19 protein-coding genes are annotated in these 22,833 nt (G+C 72.0%); 18 read left to right on the top strand and 1 reads right to left on the bottom strand.

The annotated features are described in order from the left end of the window. The first annotated feature begins 917 nt into the window (after nt 1-917). From AB0A97_RS12585 to AB0A97_RS12505, 17 genes are all read left to right on the top strand, one after another. Nucleotides 918-2,711, top strand: a complete 1,794-nt coding sequence (locus tag AB0A97_RS12585) for a DUF5941 domain-containing protein (RefSeq protein ID WP_361148786.1) — start codon at nt 918-920, stop codon at nt 2,709-2,711. Continuing rightward, nucleotides 2,708-3,445, top strand: coding sequence for a phosphocholine cytidylyltransferase family protein (locus tag AB0A97_RS12580; protein WP_361148187.1), 738 nt, complete (start codon nt 2,708-2,710; stop codon nt 3,443-3,445). Before AB0A97_RS12585 ends, AB0A97_RS12580 begins: the two co-directional genes overlap by 4 nt. Continuing rightward, the gene (locus tag AB0A97_RS12575) at nt 3,433-4,494 is read left to right on the top strand and encodes an iron-containing alcohol dehydrogenase family protein (RefSeq protein WP_361148185.1); all 1,062 of its coding nucleotides are present in this window, start codon (nt 3,433-3,435) and stop codon (nt 4,492-4,494) included. The genes AB0A97_RS12580 and AB0A97_RS12575 overlap by 13 nt, the downstream gene beginning before the upstream one ends. Beyond that, nucleotides 4,472-5,251 (top strand): CDP-alcohol phosphatidyltransferase family protein, encoded by a 780-nt coding sequence (locus AB0A97_RS12570; RefSeq protein WP_361148183.1) that lies wholly within the window; start codon nt 4,472-4,474, stop codon nt 5,249-5,251. Before AB0A97_RS12575 ends, AB0A97_RS12570 begins: the two co-directional genes overlap by 23 nt. 14 nt (nt 5,252-5,265) lie before the next feature. Further along, nucleotides 5,266-6,138 carry a glycosyltransferase gene (locus tag AB0A97_RS12565; RefSeq protein WP_361148181.1) on the top strand — a complete coding sequence of 291 codons (873 nt, stop codon included), beginning with the start codon at nt 5,266-5,268 and terminating at the stop codon, nt 6,136-6,138. Between the two features lie 79 nt (nt 6,139-6,217). After that, the gene (locus AB0A97_RS12560; protein WP_361148179.1) at nt 6,218-7,147 is read left to right on the top strand and encodes an ABC transporter permease; all 930 of its coding nucleotides are present in this window, start codon (nt 6,218-6,220) and stop codon (nt 7,145-7,147) included. Next, a complete protein-coding gene (locus AB0A97_RS12555) occupies nt 7,140-7,937 on the top strand; it encodes an ABC transporter ATP-binding protein (RefSeq protein WP_030023851.1) in 798 nt (265 codons plus the stop codon). Before AB0A97_RS12560 ends, AB0A97_RS12555 begins: the two co-directional genes overlap by 8 nt. A 424-nt stretch (nt 7,938-8,361) precedes the next feature. Beyond that, nucleotides 8,362-9,306, top strand: a complete 945-nt coding sequence (gene hpnC / locus AB0A97_RS12550) for a squalene synthase HpnC (RefSeq protein ID WP_361148177.1) — start codon at nt 8,362-8,364, stop codon at nt 9,304-9,306. 8 nt (nt 9,307-9,314) lie between these two features. After that, a complete protein-coding gene (hpnD, locus tag AB0A97_RS12545) occupies nt 9,315-10,280 on the top strand; it encodes a presqualene diphosphate synthase HpnD (RefSeq protein WP_361148175.1) in 966 nt (321 codons plus the stop codon). A 133-nt stretch (nt 10,281-10,413) separates the two neighbouring features. Further along, nucleotides 10,414-11,895, top strand: a complete 1,482-nt coding sequence (gene hpnE, locus AB0A97_RS12540) for a hydroxysqualene dehydroxylase HpnE (RefSeq protein ID WP_361148784.1) — start codon at nt 10,414-10,416, stop codon at nt 11,893-11,895. Nucleotides 11,896-11,948: 53 nt separating this feature from the next. Beyond that, complete coding sequence (locus AB0A97_RS12535) at nt 11,949-13,013, top strand: polyprenyl synthetase family protein (RefSeq protein WP_361148173.1); 1,065 nt, start codon at nt 11,949-11,951, stop codon at nt 13,011-13,013. A gap of 126 nt (nt 13,014-13,139) precedes the next feature. Then, the gene (shc, locus tag AB0A97_RS12530) at nt 13,140-15,155 is read left to right on the top strand and encodes a squalene--hopene cyclase (RefSeq protein WP_361148171.1); all 2,016 of its coding nucleotides are present in this window, start codon (nt 13,140-13,142) and stop codon (nt 15,153-15,155) included. Next, nucleotides 15,155-15,841, top strand: coding sequence for a 1-hydroxy-2-methyl-2-butenyl 4-diphosphate reductase (locus tag AB0A97_RS12525; protein ID WP_361148169.1), 687 nt, complete (start codon nt 15,155-15,157; stop codon nt 15,839-15,841). The genes shc and AB0A97_RS12525 overlap by 1 nt, the downstream gene beginning before the upstream one ends. A 5-nt stretch (nt 15,842-15,846) precedes the next feature. Next, complete coding sequence (gene hpnH / locus AB0A97_RS12520) at nt 15,847-16,869, top strand: adenosyl-hopene transferase HpnH (RefSeq protein ID WP_030023864.1); 1,023 nt, start codon at nt 15,847-15,849, stop codon at nt 16,867-16,869. A 4-nt stretch (nt 16,870-16,873) separates the two neighbouring features. Continuing rightward, the gene (ispG, locus tag AB0A97_RS12515) at nt 16,874-18,067 is read left to right on the top strand and encodes a flavodoxin-dependent (E)-4-hydroxy-3-methylbut-2-enyl-diphosphate synthase (RefSeq protein ID WP_361148167.1); all 1,194 of its coding nucleotides are present in this window, start codon (nt 16,874-16,876) and stop codon (nt 18,065-18,067) included. Nucleotides 18,068-18,102: 35 nt separating this feature from the next. Beyond that, nucleotides 18,103-19,983 (top strand): 1-deoxy-D-xylulose-5-phosphate synthase, encoded by a 1,881-nt coding sequence (dxs, locus tag AB0A97_RS12510; RefSeq protein WP_361148165.1) that lies wholly within the window; start codon nt 18,103-18,105, stop codon nt 19,981-19,983. A 13-nt stretch (nt 19,984-19,996) separates the two neighbouring features. Next, complete coding sequence (locus tag AB0A97_RS12505; RefSeq protein ID WP_361148163.1) at nt 19,997-21,379, top strand: aspartate aminotransferase family protein; 1,383 nt, start codon at nt 19,997-19,999, stop codon at nt 21,377-21,379. On the opposite strand, the gene AB0A97_RS12500 is transcribed toward AB0A97_RS12505, so the two are convergent. Then, on the bottom strand, nt 21,376-22,053 hold the full coding sequence (locus AB0A97_RS12500) for a helix-turn-helix domain-containing protein (RefSeq protein WP_361148161.1): 678 nt from the start codon (nt 22,051-22,053) through the stop codon (nt 21,376-21,378). The genes AB0A97_RS12505 and AB0A97_RS12500 overlap by 4 nt on opposite strands. Nucleotides 22,054-22,160: 107 nt before the next feature. On the opposite strand from AB0A97_RS12500, the gene def reads away from it, so the two are divergent. Beyond that, nucleotides 22,161-22,820, top strand: coding sequence for a peptide deformylase (def, locus tag AB0A97_RS12495; RefSeq protein ID WP_361148159.1), 660 nt, complete (start codon nt 22,161-22,163; stop codon nt 22,818-22,820). The last annotated feature ends 13 nt before the right edge of the window (nt 22,821-22,833 follow it).

Below are 22,833 nucleotides of genomic sequence, written 5' to 3'. Positions count from 1 at the left end.
TCTGGTGGCGGCCGGTCCCGTCTGGTGGCGGCCTGCGCCTCGTCTGGCGACGCGGCCTGCCCCGCCTGGTGGCGGGCCTGTGCCTTGCCTGGTGGCGGCCTGCGCCTCGCCTGGTGGCGGCCGGTCCCGTCTGGTCGTGGCCTGCGCCTCGTCTGGCGGCGCGGCCTGCCCCGCCGTGCGGTGGCCTGCGCCCCGCCTCGGGGTGGTCTGCCCCCGCCGTGCGGTGGCCTGCGCCCCGTCCAGGGGCGGCCCGCCCTCGCCTGGCGGTCACCGTCCCCGGCCTGCCCCCTGCCGCCCGACGCTTCCCGTCCGCTCCCGCTGGGTAGGCCCCCGGTGGGGGAATGTGGCGTTCGATTCGGCCAGTAAGGACGAGGGGCACCGCGCCGGGACGAGGGGCGCGGCGTCAGGGCGAGGGGGTGCCGCGTCAGGGCAAGGGCACCGCGCCAAGGCAAGGGGCGCCGCGCCGGGGCAACGGGGCGCCGCGTCAGAGCGGGGGCGCCGCGCCGGAACGAGGGGGCACCGCGTCAGAGCAAGGGGCGCCGCGTCAGGGCGAGGGGGCGCCGTGCCGCGACGGGGGCCACCCTGCCAGGACGAAAGAAGCACCCTGACAGGACGAGGGGTGCCCCATGCAATCCACCCACACGGGACCAGCCGTGCCATATCCGGCACGGCATCCGGGCGTCAGTTGTTCCCGGGTGCGTTGATCCACCATGATGATCGCGGCAGGCGCAGCCTGCGGTCACTCGATCGTGCGGTGAATGCGCGGTGAACGGCCGCATCCGGCGATCCGATAGCCTCTGCCGACGTGCCCACCCGCCCCCTGGGGGCCCAGGTGTGCCACGCCCGCTGCCCGGGTAGTCCGTATCGAATGCGGACCGACCGGCGCGGCCTCGCCAGCTTCCAAGGAGTGAGTTCGTCTGTCGACCGCCATCCTCACCGGTCCGCCGGTCGCCGGGTCGCCGCTCGAAGCCGCCCTGCGCTCGCTGGGTTTCGACGTCCGTACGGCGGACGGTGCCGCGGCCGTGGCCGACGCGCTCGCCGCGGTTCCGGCCGATGAACGCGTCGCCGTGGTCGACCCCCGGTTCGTGGGTCACCTGCACAGCCTCCGGCTGGCGCTGACCGACCCGCGTTTCCCGGCCGCCGCGGTGCCGGGCGCCGTCACCGCGCAGCCCGAGGCGCGCGCCGCGCTCCAGCACGCCGCGGCCGCGGTCCCCGCCGGCCCCGGCACCCGCTACCGCGTGGACGTCCTGCCGGACGCGCTCGCCGAGACCATGGAGGCCGGGGACGCCGCGTTGCAGCGCGTCGAACTGGGCAGCCTGGTCGCCACCGTCCCGCTGACGCCCGCGGAGCGCGCCACGGCCGAGGAGGCCGTCGCCGCCGTCGACGACGAGGCCGTACGGCTGCGTACGGCGGTCAAGGCCCGCGACGGGTTCTTCACCACCTTCTGCATCAGCCCGTACTCCCGTTACATCGCCCGCTGGTGCGCGCGCCGCGGCCTGACCCCCAACCAGGTCACCACGGCGTCGCTGCTCACCGCGGTGATCGCGGCGGGCTGCGCGGCCACCGGCAGTCGCGGCGGATTCATCGCCGCCGGCCTGCTCCTGATCTTCTCCTTCGTCCTGGACTGCGCCGACGGGCAGCTCGCCCGCTACTCGTTGCAGTACTCGACGATGGGCGCCTGGCTCGACGCGACCTTCGACCGCGCGAAGGAGTACGCGTACTACGCGGGCCTCGCGCTCGGCGCGGCGCGCGGCGGCGACGACGTGTGGGCGCTGGCTCTGGGAGCCATGGTTCTCCAGACCTGCCGGCATGTCGTCGACTTCTCCTTCAACGAGGCGAACCACGACGCCACCGGCAACACCAGTCCCACCGCGGCCCTGTCCGACCGGCTCGACAGCGTCGGCTGGACGGTCTGGGTGCGCCGGATGATCGTGCTGCCCATCGGCGAGCGCTGGGCCATGATCGCCCTGCTGACCGCCTGCACCACCCCGCGCATCGTCTTCTACGCGCTGCTCATCGGCTGCGCCCTGGCCGCCTGCTACACCACGGCGGGCCGGGTGCTGCGCTCGCTGACGCGGCGCGCGCGGCGGACCGACCGGGCCGCCGGGGCCCTCGCCGACCTCGCCGACTCCGGCCCGTTGGCGGAACTGGTCGCCAAGGGCCCGGCGGCGGGCGGCACGGTGACCGCTCCCGTCATGGCGTTCGCGGGCGTGGCCTTTCTCGTGGCGCTGCTGACGTGGAGCGACGCCGGCGGCTGGTGGCCGGTCCTCGGCGCGGCCGTGTACGCGGCCTTCGCCGGTGCCGCCGTCGCCCGTCCGCTCAAGGGCCCGCTCGACTGGCTCGTGCCGCCGCTGTTCCGCGTGGGCGAATACGTCGCCATCCTGGTCGTGGCGGCCCGCTCCGACGCCGACCAGGCGCTGCCCGCGGCGTTCGGCCTGGTGGCGGCGGTCGCCTACCATCACTACGACACCGTCTACCGCATCCGCGTCGGCACGGGGGCTCCGCCGCGATGGCTGGTGCGGGGAGCCGGCGGGCACGAGGGGCGCACGCTGCTCGTCGTCCTCCTCGCGGCACTGCTGCACGGCTCAGGTTTCACAATCGCGCTGACGGTCCTGGCACTGGTCCTGGCGCTGCTGGTGCTCGTGGAGAGCATCCGCTTCTGGGTGTCCTCCGGAGCACCCGCCGTACACGATGAAGGAGAACCCGCATGATCGGCCTCGTGCTGGCCGCCGGCGCCGGACGGCGTCTGCGTCCCTACACCGACACCCTGCCCAAGGCACTGGTGCCGGTCGATGGTGAGACCACCATCCTGGACCTGACGCTCGGCAACTTCGCCGAGATCGGCCTGACCGAGGTCGCGATCATCGTCGGCTACCGCAAGGAGGCCGTGTACGAGCGCAAGGCGGCGCTGGAGGCCAAGTACGGCCTCAAGCTCACGCTCATCGACAACGACAAGGCCGAGGAGTGGAACAACGCCTACTCCCTGTGGTGCGGCCGGGACGCGATCAAGCACGACGTGATCCTCGCCAACGGTGACACCGTGCACCCGGTCTCGGTCGAGCGGACGCTGCTCGCCGCCCGCGGTGAGGGCCGGAAGATCATCATGGCGCTGGACACGGTCAAGCAGCTCGCCGACGAGGAGATGAAGGTCGTCGTCGACCCCGACAAGGGCGCCCGGAAGATCACCAAGCTGATGGACCCCGCCGAGGCCACCGGTGAGTACATCGGTGTCACCCTCATCGAGGGCTCGGCCGCCGAGGAACTGGCGGACGCGCTGAAGACCACCTTCGAGCGCGACCCCGACCTGTACTACGAGGACGGCTACCAGGAGCTGGTCAACCGCGGCTTCCGGATCGACGTGGCCCCGATCGGCGAGGTGGCGTGGGTCGAGATCGACAACCACGACGACCTCGCGAAGGGCCGTGAGATCGCATGCCGGTACTGACCCGCCTCATTCCGTCCCCGGTCGTCGTCGACATCAGCGCCGGCGCACTGGACGACCTGGCGGGCCTGCTGGCCGATCAGCGCATCTCCGCGTCCGGGAAGCTGGCCGTCGCGATCAGCGGCGGCTCCGGGGCCCGGCTGCGGGAGCGGCTGGCCCCCGCGCTGCCCGGCGCCGACTGGTACGAGGTCGGCGGCGGCACGCTGGACGACGCGATCAAGCTCGGCGACGCCATGAAGAAGGGCCACTACGACGCGGTCGTGGGCCTCGGCGGCGGCAAGATCATCGACTGTGCGAAGTACGCGGCGGCCCGCATCGGTCTGCCGCTGGTCGCCGTCGCGACGAACCTGTCGCACGACGGCCTGTGCTCGCCGGTGGCCACCCTCGACAACGACGCGGGCCGCGGCTCGTACGGCGTGCCCAACCCGATCGCCGTGGTGATCGACCTCGACGTCATCCGGGAGGCCCCGGTCCGCTTCGTCCGGTCCGGGATCGGCGACGCCATCTCCAACATCTCCGCCGTCGCGGACTGGGAGCTGTCGCACCGCGAGACCGGCGAGGACATCGACGGACTGGCCGCCGCCATGGCGCGTCAGGCCGGCGAGGCCGTACTGCGCCACCCTGGCGGCGTCGGCGACGACGGCTTCCTCCAGGTGCTGGCCGAGGGCCTGGTCCTCACCGGCATCTCGATGTCCGTGGCCGGCGACAGCCGCCCGGCCTCCGGCGCCTGCCACGAGATCAACCACGCCTTCGACATCCTCTACCCCAAGCGGGCGGCGAGCCACGGCGAGCAGTGCGGCCTCGGCGCCGCCTTCGCCACTCACCTGCGCGGGGACAAGGAGACCTGCGGGCTGATGATCGAGGTGCTGCGGCGGCACGGCCTCCCGGTGACGCCCGGCGAGATCGGCTTCAGCGACGAAGAGTTCGTCAAGGCCGTCGCCTACGCGCCGCGGACCCGCCCCGGCCGCTACACGATCCTCGAACACCTCGACCTGTCCACCGACCAGATCAGGGACGCATACGCCGACTATGCACAAGCCGTCCGTAGCTGAACTCCGCCCGGTCGTGCACCCCGCGGGTGTCAAGGACCGGCGCAGCGGTGAGCACTGGGCCGGTCGCCTGTACATGCGGGAGATCTCGCTGCGCTGCGACCGGTACCTGGTGAACACCAGGATCACGCCGAACCAGCTGACCTACGTCATGACCCTCTTCGGCGTCCTCGCGGCCCCGGCCCTGCTGGTGCCGGGGATCTGGGGGGCCGTGCTCGGGGTGCTGATGGTCCAGCTCTACCTGCTGCTCGACTGTGTCGACGGCGAGGTGGCCCGCTGGAAGAAGCAGTTCTCGCTCGGCGGGGTGTACCTGGACCGGGTCGGCGCCTACCTCACCGACGCCGCCGTACTGGTCGGCTTCGGGCTGCGCGCCGCCGACCTGTGGGGCTCCGGGCGGATCGACTGGCTGTGGGCCTTCCTGGGCACCCTGGCCGCCCTCGGCGCGATCCTCATCAAGGCCGAGACCGACCTGGTCGGCGTCGCCCGCCACCAGGGCGGACTGCCACCGGTCAAGGAGGCGGCGTCCGAGCCGCGCTCGTCCGGCATGGCGCTGGCCCGCAGGGCCGCCGCCGCGCTCAAGTTCCACCGGCTGATCCTCGGCATCGAGGCGTCGCTGGTGATCCTGGTCCTGGCGGTCGTGGACGCGGCCCGGGGCGACCTGTTCTTCTCGCGGCTCGGCGTCGCGGTGATGGCCGGGATCGCGCTCCTCCAGACGCTGCTCCACCTGGTGTCCATCCTCGCCTCCAGCAGGCTCAAGTGACGGGGGCACGAGACATGAAGGTCGGCGCTGTCGTCCTGACCATGGGCAACCGCCCCGAGGAGCTGCGCGCCCTGCTCGACTCGGTCGCCAAGCAGCACGGCGACCCCGTCGAGGTCGTGGTCGTCGGCAACGGCTCGCCGCTGCCGGCGCTGCCCGAGGGCGTACGGACCGTGGAGCTGCCGGAGAACGTCGGCATCCCCGCCGGGCGCAACGTCGGCATCGAGGCGTTCGGACCGGGCGGCAGCGAGGTGGACGTGCTGCTGTTCCTGGACGACGACGGGCTGCTGGAGCGGGCGGACACGGCCGAACAGTGCCGCGAGGCGTTCGCCCGCGACCAGAAGCTCGGCATCATCAGTTTCCGCATCGCGGACCCGGAGACGGGCGAGACGCAGCGGCGGCACGTGCCGCGGCTGCGGGCCTCCGACCCGATGCGGTCCTCCCGGGTCACCACCTTCCTGGGCGGCGCCAACGCGGTCCGTACGAAGGTCTTCGCAGAGGTCGGCGGACTGCCCGACGACTTCTTCTACGCCCATGAGGAGACCGACCTGGCCTGGCGGGCCCTGGACGCGGGCTGGATGATCGACTACCGGGCGGACATGGTGCTGCTGCACCCCACGCACGCCCCCAGCCGGCACGCGGTCTACCACCGTATGGTGGCCCGCAACCGGGTCTGGCTGGCCCGCCGTAACCTTCCGGCTCCGCTGGTTCCGGTCTATCTCGGTGTCTGGTTCCTGCTCACCCTGGCCCGGCGGCCCTCGCGGCCCGCGCTGCGTGCCTGGCTGGGCGGCTTCAAGGAGGGCTGGGCCACGTCCGGTGGTCCCCGGCGCCCCATGAAGTGGCGTACCGTGTGGCGCCTGACCCGGCTGGGCCGCCCTCCCGTCATCTGACAAGCTCGAATCTGAGAGCATCAGGCGCGAACCCGGGGCACGGCCCCGGCAGCGCACCTTGAGGACGAAAGTGTCAACAGTGAGCGAGACTACGCACGACAGTGCGGTCGCCATGAGTGCCCCGCCATCATCCGACGACGGGCTGTCCCGTGCCGAGCTGGCCCGCAAGTACGGGCTCACGCAGAGCGGGGCGCGGCCCAGCCTGCCGGAGTACGTCCGGCAGCTGTGGGACCGGCGGCACTTCATCCGCGCCTTCTCCAGCGCGAAGCTGACCGCGCAGTACAGCCAGGCGAAGCTGGGCCAGGTGTGGCAGGTGGTGACGCCCCTGCTGAACGCGCTCGTCTACTACCTCATCTTCGGCCTGCTGATCGGCACCAGCCGCGGTGTCGAGGACTACGTGCCCTTCCTGGTCACCGGTGTCTTCATCTTCACCTTCACGCAGAGCTCGGTGATGGCCGGAACCCGCGCGGTCTCCGGCAACCTGGGACTGGTGCGCGCCCTGCACTTCCCGCGGGCCTGCCTGCCCATCTCGTTCTGCCTGATGCAGCTCCAGCAGCTGCTGTTCTCGATGGGCGTGCTGATCCTCATCCTGCTGGGCTACGGACAGGTGCCCACCTGGTCCTGGCTGCTGGCGATCCCGGCGCTGGTGCTCCAGTTCGTCTTCAACACCGGACTGGCCATGGTCATGGCCCGCCTGGGCAGCAAGACGCCGGACCTGGCGCAGCTCATGCCGTTCATCATGCGGACGTGGATGTACGCGTCCGGCGTGATGTTCAGCATCGACGTGATCCTCAAGGAGAAGGCGGTCCCGGCCTTCGTGCACGTCCTGCTGGACTGCAACCCGGCCGTGATCTTCATCGACCTGATGCGTTTCGCGCTGATCGACAGCTTCACGTCGGACAAGCTGCCCCCGCACGTGTGGCCGCTGGCCGTCGGCTGGGCGCTGGTGATGGGCGTCGTCGGCTTCGTGTACTTCTGGAAGGCTGAGGAGCGGTACGGCCGTGGCTGAGCAAGAGGACGCCGTACAGACGGCGGACGGGAACCGCGTCCCCACCGTGATCGCGGACGACCTGCACATCGTGTACCGGGTGTACGGCACCGGAGCGGGCAAGGGCAGCGCCACCGCGGCCCTGAACCGCATCATCCGCCGCAAGCCCTCCGGCGGGGTGCGGGAGGTGCACGCGGTCAAGGGCGTCAGCTTCACCGCCTACCGCGGCGAGTCGATCGGCCTGATCGGCTCGAACGGCTCCGGCAAGTCGACGCTGCTCAAGGCCGTAGCCGGCCTGCTGCCGGCGGAGCGCGGCCGGGTCTACTCGCACGGCCAGCCGTCGCTGCTGGGCGTGAACGCGGCCCTGATGAACGACCTGACCGGCGAGAAGAACGTCGTGCTCGGCGGGCTGGCGATGGGCATGTCCCGCGAGCAGGTGCGCGAGCGCTACCAGGGGATCGTCGACTTCTCGGGCATCAACGAGAAGGGCGACTTCATCTCGCTGCCGATGCGGACGTACTCCTCCGGCATGGCGGCCCGGCTGCGCTTCTCCATCGCGGCGGCCAAGGACCACGACGTCCTGATGATCGACGAGGCGCTGGCGACGGGTGACCGGGCGTTCCAGAAGCGCTCCGAGGCCCGCATCCGCGAGCTGCGCAAGGAGGCCGGTACGGTCTTCCTGGTCAGCCACAACAACAAGTCGATCAGGGACACCTGCGACCGGGTGCTGTGGCTGGAGCGGGGCGAGCTGCTGATGGACGGCCCGACCGACGAGGTGATCAAGGCGTACGAGAAGGAGTCGGGCAAGTAGCCCGCAGCGCGTCGCACGGCCCCCGCGAGTCCGGCTCGCGGGGGCCGTTGATCGTCGCGGGCCGGCCGCGGAAGGTCGTGCGCCGGTCCTGAGATCGTCAACAGCTGGTCAACTCGGCCGGATACAGGAACAGTTCATGGCGTATGGATGTTGACCGGATCGTTGCTTCGAGGTTCGGTACCCCCTCGGACGCCGGTGAGATGTACGGCGTAAGCTGTACGGGTACTGAACAGCACAAGTGGCACAAGTCGGGCAATGCGTACCCGTCCTGGCGACCGGGAGTCCGATCGGGCGGGTCGCGTCATGCGGCGTGTCCGAAATGGGATGTTTTGGCTTGGCGGTGTAGAACGGGAGGCGTGACGGCAATGGCTACTGGAACTCTCCGGCTCCGAAACGCGCCGGGCAGCCTCCGGTGAGCCGAGGGATGGCACGGGCACGCGACGTCCTGGCCCGGCCCCGGACGCCGGGCGGCGGCCGGGACGACGCGCAGTCGCGCACCGTCACGGACCAGGCCGCGCACGAGAACTTCCCGGTGGCGCCGTTCTTCCTGCCGCGCGCCTGGCGCCGGGACCTGATGGCCGTCTACGGCTTCGCGCGCCTCGTGGACGACATCGGCGACGGCGACCTGGCGCCCGGCGGCGGTGACGCGGCCCGGCTCGGTCTGGACCCCGAGCGGGACGCGGGAGACACGCTCGCCCTGCTCGACGCGCTGGAGGCGGACCTGTACCGCGTCTTCAGCGACCGCGCCCCCGGACCGCTGCACCCCCTGATGCGCCGCCTCGGCCCCACCGTGCGCCGCTGCGGCCTGACCCCCGAGCCCTTCCTCGGCCTGATCGAGGCCAACCGGCAGGACCAGCGGGTCGGCCGCTACGCGACCTACGGCGACCTGCTCGCCTACTGCGAGCTGTCCGCCAATCCCGTCGGCCGGCTCGTCCTGGGCATCACCGGCACCGCCAGCCCGGAGCGGGTCCGGCGCTCGGACGCGGTCTGCACCGCGCTGCAGATCGTCGAGCACCTCCAGGACGTCGCCGAGGACCTGGGCCGGGACCGCGTCTATCTTCCCGGCGAGGACATGAAACACTTCGGCGTCACCGAGGCGGACCTGGCCGCCCCGACAGGGGGCGCGCCGGTGCGCGCGCTGATCGCGTACGAGGCGGAACGCGCCCGTGCGCTGCTGAATGAAGGCACCCCGCTGGTGGGTAGCGTCCACGGCAGGCTCAAGCTGCTGCTCGCCGGCTTCGTCGGCGGCGGACGCGCCGCACTCCGGGCGGTCGCGGCCGCCGACCACGACGTACTCCCTGGACCGCCCAAGCCGACCAAGCTCAGCCTGCTGCGCGAGGTGGGGGCGACATTGCGAAGAGAGGGGTGAGTCGGACCGTGGAGGACATCGCACACGCGTCCGCGCCGGTGCTCGCTGCATACCGTTACTGCGAGACCGTGACCGGGCAGCAGGCACGTAACTTCGCCTACGGCATCCGGCTGTTGCCGGCCGACAAGCGGCAGGCCATGTCGGCGCTCTACGCCTTCTCGCGCCGCGTCGACGACATCGGCGACGGCCCGCTGGAGGACGGCGCCAAGCAGCAGCGGCTGGAGGAGACCCGGGCCCTGCTCGCCCGCATCAAGGACGGCGCGGTCGACGAGGACGACACCGACCCGGTGGCGGTCGCGCTGGCCGACGCCGCCCGGCGCTTCCCGATCCCGCTGGACGGGCTCGACGAGCTGATCGACGGCGTCCTGATGGACGTACGCGGCGAGACGTACGAGACCTGGGACGACCTGAAGGTCTACTGCCGCTGTGTGGCGGGGGCCATCGGCCGGCTCTCCCTGGGAGTGTTCGGCACCGTACCCGGCGCGCCGGACACCGCACGCGCCGCCGAGTACGCCGATACGCTCGGGCTGGCGCTGCAACTGACCAATATCCTGAGAGACGTTCGCGAGGACGCCGGGAACGGCCGTACGTACCTCCCTTCCGACGACCTCGCCAAGTTCGGCTGCTCGGTGGGCTTCCACAGTCCGGTACCACCGCCCGGCGCGGACTTCACCGGACTGGTCCACTACGAAGTCAGGCGTGCCCGCGCCCTGTTCGACCAGGGCTTCCGGCTGCTGCCGATGCTCGACCGGCGCAGCGGGGCCTGCGTCGCCGCCATGGCCGGCATCTACCACCGCCTCCTGTCGCGGATCGCCGCGGACCCGGAGGCCGTGCTGCGCGGCCGGGTCTCGCTGCCCGGCCGGGAGAAGGCGTTCGTGGCGGTGCGCGGCCTGTCGGGCTTCGACGCGCGGGCGATCGGCCGCCGGCAGGCGGCCCGGGCGGCGGGACGGCCGCCCGTGAGGAGGCGCGGATGACGGTCAGGGAGACGGGTGAGGGCGACGAGCCCTGCTCAGGGCCACTGCGGCGGGCCAAGCGGCGGGCAACCCTCCGCCGGGCCGCTGCGTCCCTGACGGCAGTAATCAGGGAGGGCGAATGACATCGGAACCGATGGGGCCCGACCGGCACGATGCACAGGAAGCAGGCCGTCCCGATGGGGCGGCTGCGGTGGTCATTGGGGGCGGTCTGGCCGGCATCACGGCGGCGCTGGCGCTGGCCGACGCCGGACTGCGGGTCACCCTCGTCGAGGGCCGGCCCAGGCTGGGCGGCCTGGTCTTCTCCTTCCGTCGCGAGTCCGCGGCGGGGGAGCTGACCGTCGACAACGGGCAGCACGTCTACCTGCGCTGCTGCACCGCGTACGACTGGTTCCTCCGCCGGGTGGGGGGACGCGCCCTGGTGCCTCTCCAGGACCGGATGGACGTCCCGGTGCTGGACGCCGACGGGCTGCGGCTGGGGCGGCTGCGGCGTACGGCCCTGCCCGTACCGCTGCACCTGGCGAAGAGCCTGGCCATGTACCCGCACCTGTCGCTCGCCGAGCGGGCGAACGTGGGCCGCGCGGCGCTGGCCCTGAAGAAGCTCGACCCCGAGGACCCCGCACTGGACGGCGTCGACTTCGCCTCCTGGCTGGCCCGGCACGGCCAGTCGCCGCGCGCGGTCGAGGCGCTGTGGGACCTGGTCGGCGTCGCGACGCTCAACGCGCGGGCCGGCGACGCGTCGCTGGGCCTGGCCGCCAAGGTCTTCAAGACGGGGCTGCTCTCCGACAACGGCGCCGCCGACATCGGCTGGTCACGGGTGCCGCTCGGCGAGGTGCACGACACGCTCGCGCGCGAGGCCCTGGAGAAGGCGGGCGTCCGCGTCGAGCTGCGCACCCGCGCGAGCGCCCTGGCCCGGGCCGAGGACGGCACCTGGCGGGTGACGGTGGAGAACGGGCCGCACGGCCGCGAGCAGATCGGTGCCAAAACGGTCGTGCTGGCGTTGCCGCAGCGCGAGACGCACGGCCTCCTGCCGGAGGGCAGCCTCGACGGCCAGGACCGGCTGCTGGAGATCGGCACCGCGCCGATCCTGAATCTGCACGTCATTTACGACCGGCCGGTGCTCGAGCTGGGGGCACCCCCCGGACCGTCAGGTCCGTCGAGGGGGACGTTTTTCGCGGCGCTCGGCTCGCCCGTGCAGTGGGTCTTCGACCGTACGGAAGCCTCCGGCCTCGCCGCGCTGCCCGGCGGCGCCCGCAGCCAGTACCTGGCCGTGTCGCAGTCCGCCGCGCAGGACGACATCGACCGGCCGGTGGCCGAGCTGCGCGCACGCTACCTGCCGGAGCTGGAGCGGCTGTTGCCCGCCGCGCGCGGCGCCGGCGTCCGCGACTTCTTCGTCACCCGCGAACGCACCGCGACGTTCGCCCCCACCCCGGGCGTCGGCCGGCTGCGGCCCGCCGCCCGTACCCAGACCCCCGGCCTGTACCTGGCCGGTGCGTGGACCGCCACCGGGTGGCCCGCGACCATGGAAAGCGCTGTTCGCAGCGGCCTCGGCGCCGTTCGCGAGGCACTCACCGAACTCGGCTGCCCCCAGGGCCGGTTGCCCCAGGAGGTGGCATGACCACGAGTACGAGCGCTCGCACGAGCACGAGCACCGGAAACAGAGGAGAAACCGTGAATCCGGCTTCCCCAGCTATCGACACCGAGAGCGTCACCGCGCTGCTGGAGCGCGGGCGGCGGCTCGCCACTCCCGTGCTGCGTGCCGCCGTGGACCGGCTCGCGCCTCCCATGGACACCGTCGCCGCGTACCACTTCGGCTGGATCGACGCCGCCGGCCGGCCCGCGTCCGGGGACGGCGGCAAGGCCGTACGCCCCGCGCTCGCGCTGCTGTCGGCGCAGGCCGCCGGACAGCCGCCGGAGGTCGGCGTGCCCGGCGCCGTCGCCGTCGAACTGGTTCACAACTTCTCGCTGCTGCACGACGACCTGATGGACGGCGACGAGCAGCGGCGCCACCGCGACACGGTGTGGAAGGTGCACGGCCCGGCGCAGGCGATCCTCGTCGGCGACGCGCTGTTCGCCCTCGCCAACGAAATACTGCTGGAGCTGGGCACGGTCGAGGCCGGCCGCGCCACCCGCCGCCTGACGGTGGCCACCCGCAAGCTCATCGACGGCCAGGCCCAGGACATCTCCTACGAGCACCGCGAGCGGGTCACCGTCGAGGAGTGCCTGGAGATGGAGGGCAATAAGACGGGCGCGCTGCTCGCCTGCGCCGTCTCCATCGGTGCCGTCCTCGGCGGCGCCGACGACCGTACCGCCGACATCCTGGAGCGGTACGGCTACCACCTCGGCCTCGCCTTCCAGGCCGTCGACGACCTGCTCGGCATCTGGGGCGATCCGGAGGCCACCGGCAAGCAGACCTGGAGCGACCTGCGCCAGCGCAAGAAGTCGCTGCCGGTCGTCGCCGCCCTGGCGGCCGACAACCCGGCCGCCGAGCGGCTGGCCGGCATCCTCGCGGCGGACGCGAAGAAGAGCGAGGACGAGATCGCCGACTTCACCGAGGAGGAGTTCGCCTCCCGCGCGGCCCTCATCGAGGAGGCAGGCGGCCGCGAGTGGACCTCCCAGGAGGCCCGCCGCCAGCACACCACCGCCATCGCCGCACTGGACGAGGTGGACATGCCCGCACCGGTCCGCGCGCAGTTCGTCGCGCTCGCGGACTTCGTCGTCGTACGAGAGAGATGATCACTATCGAACCGATCTAGATCGCAGTCGCCGGCCGGTGCCTTCCCCGCTCCGAGGCGGGGCCCGGGTGCCGGCTGACGGAATCCCTGAGCACGCTTCACAGAGTTCACTGCAGAAGGGGAAACCATGACAGCGACGACCGACGGAAGCACCGGGGCGCTGCCGCCCCGTGCCCCCTCGGCCGGCGACGCCACCGCCGAGAACACCGAGAACGGCCCGGCCGCCACCACGGACACGGCCGGCGCCGCCCGCCGCGCCGCGGCCCGCGCCACCGAGTACCTGCTGTCCGGGCAGGACGACGCGGGCTGGTGGAAGGGCGACCTGGAAACCAATGTGACCATGGACGCCGAGGACCTGCTGCTGCGGCAGTTCCTGGGCATCGGCGACCGGCACACCACCGAGGCCGCCGCCCGCCACCTCCGCGGCGAGCAGCGCGCGGACGGCACCTGGGCCACCTTCTACAACGGGCCCGGCGAACTGTCCGCGACCATCGAGGCGTACGTCGCCCTGCGGCTGGCCGGCGACGCGCCGGACGCCGCCCACATGGCCCGGGCCGCCACCTGGATCCGCGAGCACGGCGGCATCGCCGCCTCCCGCGTCTTCACCCGGATCTGGCTGGCACTGTTCGGCTGGTGGCCGTGGTCGGACCTGCCCGAACTGCCGCCCGAGCTGATCTACTTCCCGAAGTGGTTCCCGCTCAACATCTACGACTTCGCGTGCTGGGCGCGGCAGACGATCGTGGCACTGACGATCGTCTCGGCCGTGCGTCCGGTACGGCCCGCGCCGTTCGCCCTGGACGAACTGCACACCGACCCGGCCCGCCCGAACCCGCCGCGGCCGCTCGCCCCCGCCGCGACCTGGGACGGGATCTTCCAGCGGCTGGACAAGGGCCTGCACGGCTACCGCAAGGTGGCCCTCCGCGGGCTCCGCCGCTCGGCGATGAAGGCCGCGGCGAACTGGATCGTCGAACGCCAGGAGAACGACGGATGCTGGGGCGGCATCCAGCCGCCGGCCGTCTACTCGATCATCGCGCTGCATCTGCTGGGGTACGACCTCGAACACCCGGTGCTGCGCGAGGGCCTGAAGTCGCTGGACCGTTTCGCCGTGTGGCGCGAGGACGCGGACGGCGCGCCCGTCCGCATGATCGAGGCGTGCCAGTCCCCGGTCTGGGACACCTGTCTCGCCGCCATCGCGCTCGCCGACGCCGGCCTGCCCGCCGACCACCCGCAACTGGTCAAGGCGGCCGAATGGATGCTCGCCGAGCAGATCCGCCGGCCGGGCGACTGGAGCGTCCGCAGGCCGCAACTCCCGTCCGGAGGCTGGGCGTTCGAGTTCGAGAACGACAACTACCCGGACATCGACGACACCGCCGAAGTCGTCCTCGCGCTGCGCCGCATCCAGTACCCGGACCCGGAGCGGGCCGACGCCGCCGTCCGGCGCGCCGTGCGCTGGACGCTCGGCATGCAGTCCAAGAACGGGGCCTGGGGCGCCTTCGACGCCGACAACACCAGCCCGTTCCCCAACCGGCTGCCGTTCTGCGACTTCGGCGAGGTCATCGACCCGCCGTCGGCCGACGTCACCGCGCACGTCGTGGAGATGGCCGCCGACCTCGGCATGACGCACGACGCGCGGGTGCGGCGAGGCATCCGCTGGCTGCTGGCCGAACAGGAGCCGGACGGCTCGTGGTTCGGCCGCTGGGGCACCAACTACGTCTACGGCACCGGCTCGGTGCTCCCCGCGCTGGCCGCCGCCGGCATCCCCGCCTCGCACCCCGCGGTCCGCCGCGCCGTGCGCTGGCTGGAACGCGTCCAGAACGAGGACGGCGGCTGGGGCGAGGACCAGCGTTCCTACCAGGACAAGGCGTGGGCGGGCCGCGGCGAGTCGACCGCCTCGCAGACCGCGTGGGCGCTCATGGCCCTGCTCGCGGCGGGCGAGCGGGAGAGCGCGGCGGTCACGCGCGGGGTGCGCTGGCTGGCCGAGACGCAGCGCGCCGACGGTTCCTGGGACGAGCCGTACTTCACCGGTACGGGCTTCCCCTGGGACTTCTCGATCAACTACCACCTGTACCGGCAGGTCTTTCCGCTGACAGCCCTCGGCCGGTATGTCAACGGCGGACCGGCCGGCGCGTCCCAGGGGGCCTGATGCGCAGGTCGCGCAGCGCAGCCGCCGTCCGCGGCGGCCATGGGGCCCGGCCGCAGGAGCCGCCGCTGCTGGTCGCCTGCGCGCTCGGCATCGAGCGGCTCGCGCTGCGCGGCGGCGACCGCGGCGGCGCGAGTGCGCCCGCCGTCATGCTCCGTACGGGCATGGGCCCGCGGGCGGCGTCGGACGCCGTCACCCACGCGCTGCGCGACGGCTCCGTCACGGCCCGGGCGCCGGTCGTCGCCACCGGCTTCTGCGCCGGCCTCGTCCCCGGGATGCTGCCGGGGGACGTGGTCGTCGCGGAGTCGGCCCGCGGCCACCTGCCCGGCGCGCCGGACGTGCCCTGCTCCGACAACGGTCCGCTGCTGCGGGCCCTGAAGGAGCGTGGCGTGACGGTGCACACCGGCCTGCTGCGCGGCTCCGACCACGTCGTGCGCGGCGCGGAGCGGGCCGGGCTGCGGGCCGCGGGCGCCGTCGCGGTGGACATGGAGTCCGCCGCGACGCTGGCGGCCGCGACGCGGGACGGCGGGCGTCCGGTTGCGGCCGTCCGGGTGATCGTGGACGCTCCAGAACATGAACTTGTCCGAATCGGCACTTTACGCGGTGGAATGTCGGCCTTTCGTGTGCTGCGCTCCATCCTCCCTGTCTTCTTCGAATGGCACCGTTCTTTGCAGCTCCCCAGGAGGTGAGCCAGATGGCCATGCCGCTCCGTCAGTCCATCCGGGTCGGTACGTATCTCTTTGAACAGAAAGTGCGCAAGCGGGAGAAATTCCCGCTCATCGTGGAGCTGGAACCCCTCTTCGCCTGCAACCTCAAGTGCGAGGGCTGCGGAAAGATCCAGCACCCGGCCGGTGTGCTCAAACAGCGGATGCCGGTCGCGCAGGCGGTCGGCGCGGTGCTGGAGTCCGGCGCGCCGATGGTCTCCATCGCGGGCGGCGAGCCCCTGATGCACCCGCAGATCGACGAGATCGTGCGGCAGTTGGTGGCCAAGCGGAAGTACGTCTTCCTGTGCACCAACGCCATGCTGCTGCGCAAGAAGATGGACCAGTTCACCCCCTCCCGGTACTTCGCCTTCGCGGTGCACATCGACGGGATGCGCGAGCGGCACGACGAGTCGGTGGCCAAGGAGGGCGTCTTCGACGAGGCCGTGGAGGCGATCAAGGAAGCCAAGCGGCGCGGCTTCCGGGTCACCACCAACTCCACCTTCTTCAACACCGACACCCCGCAGACCATCATCGAGGTGCTCGACTTCCTCAACGACGACCTCCAGGTCGACGAGATGATGCTCTCGCCCGCCTACGCCTACGAGAAGGCCCCCGACCAGGAGCACTTCCTCGGCGTCGAGCAGACCAGGGAACTGTTCAAGAAGGCCTTCGCCGGAGGCAACCGGCGCCGCTGGCGGCTCAACCACAGCCCGCTGTTCCTGGACTTCCTGGAAGGCAAGGCGGACTTCCCCTGCACGGCCTGGGCGATCCCCAACTACTCGCTCTTCGGCTGGCAGCGGCCCTGCTACCTGATGAGCGACGGGTACGTCCCCACGTACCGGCAGCTGATCGAGGAGACCGACTGGGACAAGTACGGCCGCGGCAAGGACCCGCGCTGCGCCAACTGCATGGCGCACTGCGGCTACGAGCCCACCGCCGTCCTTGCGACGATGGGCTCCCTCAAGGAGTCCCTGCGCGCCGCCCGTGAGACCGTCGCGGGAAACCGCGGGTGACGTGATGGGGACCGGAGAGCCTCCCGGAGGCAGCGCCTCCGGGACCGCCGTCGCCCTGGGCCTCCCCGAGGTGCCGGCCCGGCCGCTCGCGGAGCGGCGCGTCTCGCGCCGTATCCAGGTCGGGCCGGTGCCGGTGGGCGGCGGCGCCCCCGTATCGGTGCAGTCGATGACCACGACGAACACCGCCGACATCGGCGCGACGCTCCAGCAGATCGCCGAGCTGACCGCGTCCGGCTGCCAGATCGTCCGGGTCGCCTGCCCCTCGCAGGACGACGCCGACGCGCTGCCGGTCATCGCCCGCAAGTCGCAGATCCCGGTCATCGCCGACATCCACTTCCAGCCGAAGTACGTGTTCGCCGCGATCGACGCCGGCTGTGCGGCGGTCCGGGTCAACCCCGGCAACATCCGGCAGTTCGACAACCGGGTGAAGGAGATCGCCAAGGCGGCCTCCGACGCCGGGGTGCCGATCCGGATCGGGGTCAACGCCGGTTCGCTGGACAAGCGCCTGCTGGAGAAGTACGGGAAGGCGACGCCCGAGGCGCTGGTGGAGTCGGCGCTGTGGGAGTGCTCGCTGTTCGAGGAGCACGGTTTCCGTGACATCAAGATCTCGGTGAAGCACAACGACCCGGTCGTCATGGTCAACGCGTACCGGCTGCTGGCGGCGCAGTGCGACTACCCGCTGCACCTGGGGGTGACGGAGGCCGGTCCGGCGTTCCAGGGCACCATCAAGTCGGCGGTGGCCTTCGGCGCGCTGCTGAGCGAGGGCATCGGCGACACGATCCGCGTCTCCCTGTCGGCGCCGCCGGCCGAGGAGGTCAAGGTCGGTCTGCAGATCCTGGAGTCGCTGAACCTGCGCCCGCGCCGTCTGGAGATCGTCTCCTGCCCGTCCTGCGGCCGTGCCCAGGTGGACGTCTACAAGCTCGCCGACGAGGTCGCCGCGGGCCTGGAGGGCATGGAGGTGCCGCTGCGCGTCGCGGTCATGGGCTGCGTCGTCAACGGTCCCGGTGAGGCCCGCGAGGCCGACCTCGGGGTGGCGTCCGGCAACGGCAAGGGCCAGATCTTCGTCAAGGGCGAGGTCATCAAGACGGTGCCCGAGTCGAAGATCGTCGAGACGCTGATCGACGAGGCCATGAAGATCGCCGCAGACATGGCGGCCGAAGGAGTGGTGCCCGGCACCCCCGACGTGACCGTCAGCTGAACCCGCAGAGCTGTACCCATGGAGGGGGACCGAGCATGTCGATGCTGGAACAGATCCGCGACCCGCACGACCTCAAGGAGATTCCCGGGGAAGCCCTCGGCGCGCTCGCCGAGGAGATCAGGCAGTTCCTCGTGCACGCGGTGGCGCGGACCGGCGGCCACCTCGGGCCCAACCTGGGCGTGGTGGAACTGACCATCGCCCTGCACCGGGTCTTCGACTCGCCCGCCGACCGCATCCTGTGGGACACCGGACACCAGTCGTACGTGCACAAGCTCCTGACCGGCCGCCAGGACTTCTCCAAGCTGCGCGGCAAGGGCGGACTGTCCGGCTACCCGTCCCGCGAGGAGTCCGACCACGACGTCATCGAGAACTCGCACGCCTCCACCGTCCTGGGTTGGGCCGACGGCCTGGCCAAGGCCAACCAGGTGCGCGGCCGCGCCGACCACGTCGTGGCGGTCATCGGCGACGGCGCGCTGACCGGCGGCATGGCCTGGGAGGCGCTCAACAACATCGCCGCCGCCAAGGACCGCCCCCTCATCATCGTCGTCAACGACAACGAGCGCTCCTACGCGCCCACCATCGGCGGCCTCGCCGACCACCTCGCCACCCTGCGCACCACCGACGGCTACGAGCGCTTCCTCGCCTGGGGCAAGGAGATCGTGCAGCGCGCCCCCGTCGTGGGCCGCCCGCTGTACGAGTCGCTGCACGGCGCCAAGAAGGGCTTCAAGGACGCCTTCGCGCCGCAGGGCATGTTCGAGGATCTGGGCCTGAAGTACGTCGGCCCGATCGACGGCCACGACATCGCCGCCGTCGAGTCCGCGCTGCGCCGCGCCGCCCGCTTCCACGGGCCCGTCCTGGTGCACTGCCGCACCGAGAAGGGCCGCGGTTTCCGGCCCGCGCTGGAGGACGAGGCGGACCGGTTCCACACCGTCGGCGCGATGGACCCGCTGACCTGCGCCCCCGTCGCGCCGCCCGGCCCGCCGTCGTGGACCTCGGTCTTCGGCGACGAGATGGTCAGGATCGGCGAGGAGCGCCCGGACGTCGTCGCCATCACCGCGGCGATGCTCCAGCCCGTCGGCCTCGGCAAGTTCGCGGCCGCCTTCCCCGACCGTACGTGGGACGTGGGCATCGCCGAACAGCACGCGGCGACCTCGGCGGCGGGCCTGGCCACCGGCGGTCTGCACCCGGTCTTCGCGGTGTACGCGACCTTCCTCAACCGCGCCTTCGACCAGGTCCTCATGGACGTGGCGCTGCACAGGTGCGGCGTCACCTTCGTCCTCGACCGGGCCGGGGTGACCGGCACCGACGGGCCGAGCCACAACGGCATGTGGGACATGTCCGTCCTCGGCGTCGTCCCGGGCCTGCGGATCGCCGCGCCGCGCGACGCCGACCAGCTCCGCGCCGAGCTGCGGGAAGCCGTCGACGTGGACGACGCGCCGACCGTGCTGCGCTTCCCGAAGGAGTCGGTGGGCGAGCCGGTACCGGCGCTGGAGCGGATCGGCGGCGTGGACGTGCTCGCCCGCGGTGAGCGCGCGGACGTGCTGCTGGTATCGGTGGGCGTGATGGCGCCGGTCTGCCTGGAGGCGGCGGGCCTTCTGGCGGAGCGCGGCATCGGCGTCACCGTCGTCGACCCGCGCTGGGTCAAGCCCGTGGACCCCGCCCTCGTCCGGCTCGCCGCGGGGCACGCCGCGGTGGCCGTCGTGGAGGACAACAGCCGCAACGGGGGAGTGGGGTCGGCGGTCGGTCAGGCGCTGCGCGACGCGGACGTGGACGTACCGCTGCGGACCTTCGGCATCCCCGAGCAGTTCCTGGCGCACGGCAAGCGCGGCGAGGTGCTCGCCGACATCGGGCTCACCCCGGCCGAGATCGCCGGCCGGATCAGCGCCTCCCTGGCCCGTAAGGAGAACGACGCGTGACGGAGAACGGCTCGTGACCGGATTCGACCTGACCAAGCTGCTCGCCGAACGCGGCGCCGAGCGCTACGACCTGCACGCCAGGTACGTCAACCACCAACTGCCGCGGATGCTGCACACCATCGGCTTCGACAAGGTCTACGAGCGGGCCGAGGGCGCCTACTTCTGGGACGCGGACGGCCAGGACTACCTCGACATGCTGGCCGGCTTCGGCGTGATGGGCCTCGGCCGGCACCACCCGGTCGTCCGGCAGGCCCTGCACGACGTCCTCGACGCCCAGCTCGCCGACCTCACCCGCTTCGACTGCCAGCCGCTGCCCGGCCTGCTCGCCGAGAAACTGCTGTCCCACACACCCCACCTGGACCGCGTCTTCTTCGGCAACAGCGGCACGGAAGCGGTCGAGACCGCCCTGAAGTTCGCCCGCTACGCCACCGGGAAACCCCGCGTCCTGTACTGCGCCCACGCCTTCCACGGCCTGACCACCGGCTCCCTGTCGGTCAACGGCGAGGACGGCTTCCGCGACGGCTTCGCACCGCTGCTGCCGGACACCGGCATCGAGATGGGCGACCTGGACGCGCTGGAACGGGAGCTGCGCCGTGGCGACGTGGCGGCCTTCATCGTCGAGCCGATCCAAGGCAAGGGCGTCCACCCCACACCTCCCGGCTTCCTGCGCGCCGCCCAGGAGTTGCTGCACCGCCACAAGGCGCTGCTGATCGCCGACGAGGTGCAGACCGGCCTCGGCCGTACCGGCGACTTCTTCGCCTACCAGCACGAGGACGGGGTGGAGCCGGACCTGGTGTGCGTGGCCAAGGCCCTCTCCGGCGGTTACGTCCCGGTCGGCGCGACCCTCGGCAAGGACTGGATCTTCAAGAAGGTCTACTCCTCCATGGACCGCGTCCTCGTCCACTCCGCCAGCTTCGGCGCCAACGCCCAGGCGATGGCCGCCGGCCTGGCGGTCCTGACGGTCATGGAGGACGAACAGACCGTCGCCAACGCCCGTCACACCGGCGACCTGCTCCGTACGAAGCTGGCCGCCCTCGTCGACCGGTACGAGCTGCTGCACGACGTCCGCGGCCGCGGCCTGATGATCGGCATCGAGTTCGGCCGCCCCAAGTCCCTGAGACTGCGCGGCCACTGGACCATGCTCCAGGCAGCCCGCAAGGGCCTGTTCGCCCAGATGGTCGTGGTCCCGCTCCTCCAGCGCCACCGCATCCTCACCCAGGTCTCCGGCGACCACCTGGAGGTCATCAAGCTCATCCCGCCCCTGACGATCGGGGAACGGGAGGTGGGCCGGTTCGTGACGGCGTTCACGGAGGTGATGGACGACGCGCACCAGGGCGGGGGCCTGATGTGGGACTTCGGCCGGACCCTGATGAAGCAGGCGCTTCAGTCGCGTTAGGGCCGACGCGGTGCGGGGGCCTCGGTCAGCAGGGGGAACAGCCTGGTGACCGCGGCCACCGCCGCCGTACCCGCCGGGCGGGCGGCCGGCTCCCGGTTCCGTTCGCGGTACGGGGCCAGCAGGGCGCGGACGGCGGTGGCGAGTTCGGCCGTCTCCGCCGGAGTCAGGTGCACCACTTCGCTGAACGACGCGTCGTGCCGCCACTCGGCGGGCGCCCGGTCCCGGTGGGCCAGCCAGTGCTGGTAGCTCTCGTCCTCCAGGCCGCGGGCGAGTGCGTCGAAACGTTCCGGCGCTGCTTGCCCGGCCGGGTCGGCCCGCTCGGATCGCCCGGTCTGTCCGATCTGCTGGGGCTGTCCGGCCTCCCCGGCCTGTCCGGGCTGTTCCTGCTGTCCCGCCGGTCCGGACGGGGTGTCCCAGCGCAGCCGCCACGGCCGGGCCCGCCCGCCGGTGTGCGGTACCTCCTCGATGAGGCCGTGCCGGGCGAGCTGGCGCAGGTGGAAGGAGCAGAGGCCGGAGCTGTGGCCGAGGCGGGCGGCGGCCTGGGTGGACGTGACGGTGCCGGCCTCGGCGAGCAGGTCCAGCAGGGCGATGCGTACGGGGTGGTCCGGGAGCGGCCGCCGGGCGCGGTGCGACGGCGGGCCGGTGGACGCTGCTCGGGATGCTTCATCGCTCACTTTGCAAAGGGTGCTACTTTGCAAGGCGTTCGGTCAAGCTGACCTGCCGCCGGCCGGGGATTTCCGCCCCGGCCGTCCCAGGCATGCGCGGAAGGCGTTGATACTCCATGACTGTCGGTTTCGGTGACACCCCGCAGGACCGCCGGGTACGGGTCCAGGGCGAACCTGTGGACGCTTACCCGCGGCTCGCGCCGGAAGTGGAGCGCGGGGCGGTCCGCCGCATCACCGTGGTCGGGGAGGAGGTCCTGCACCGCCCGTGCCGGGAGGTCACCCGGTTCGGCACGCCGGAACTCTCCCGGCTGATCGATGACATGTTCGCCACCAACCAGGTGGCGGAGGGCGCGGGGCTCGCCGCCAACCAGGTCGACGTGGACCTGCAGATCTTCGTGTGGGACATGACGGACGACTGGGGCGTGCGGCACGTCGGGCACATCGTCAACCCGGTCCTGGACGAGGTGCCGGCCGAGCACCGCAGGCTGGTCGAGGAGTCCGAAGGGTGCCTGTCGGTCCCCGGCCCCTACCGGGTGGTGCCCCGCCTGGACCGGGCCGTCGTACGGGGCCGCGACAAGGACGGCAACCCTCTGGTGATCGAGGGCAGGGGGTACTTCGCCCGGTGTCTGCAACACGAGACGGATCACCTGCGCGGCCACCTCTACCTGGACCGGCTCGCCGCCCGGGAGCGCAAGACGGCGCTGCGGGAGATGGCGGAGGCCAAGGAGGAGAAGTTCGCCCGGCGTGCCGAACTGGCGGCGAAGCTGGGCAAGTGACCACGGGGGAGGA

It is taken from the genome of Streptomyces sp. NPDC045470, from assembly GCF_040646595.1.
GTDB lineage: Bacteria > Actinomycetota > Actinomycetes > Streptomycetales > Streptomycetaceae > Streptomyces.
The sequence above is the reverse complement of the archived record's forward strand: the minus strand, read 5'-3'. Positions and strand labels throughout refer to the sequence as shown.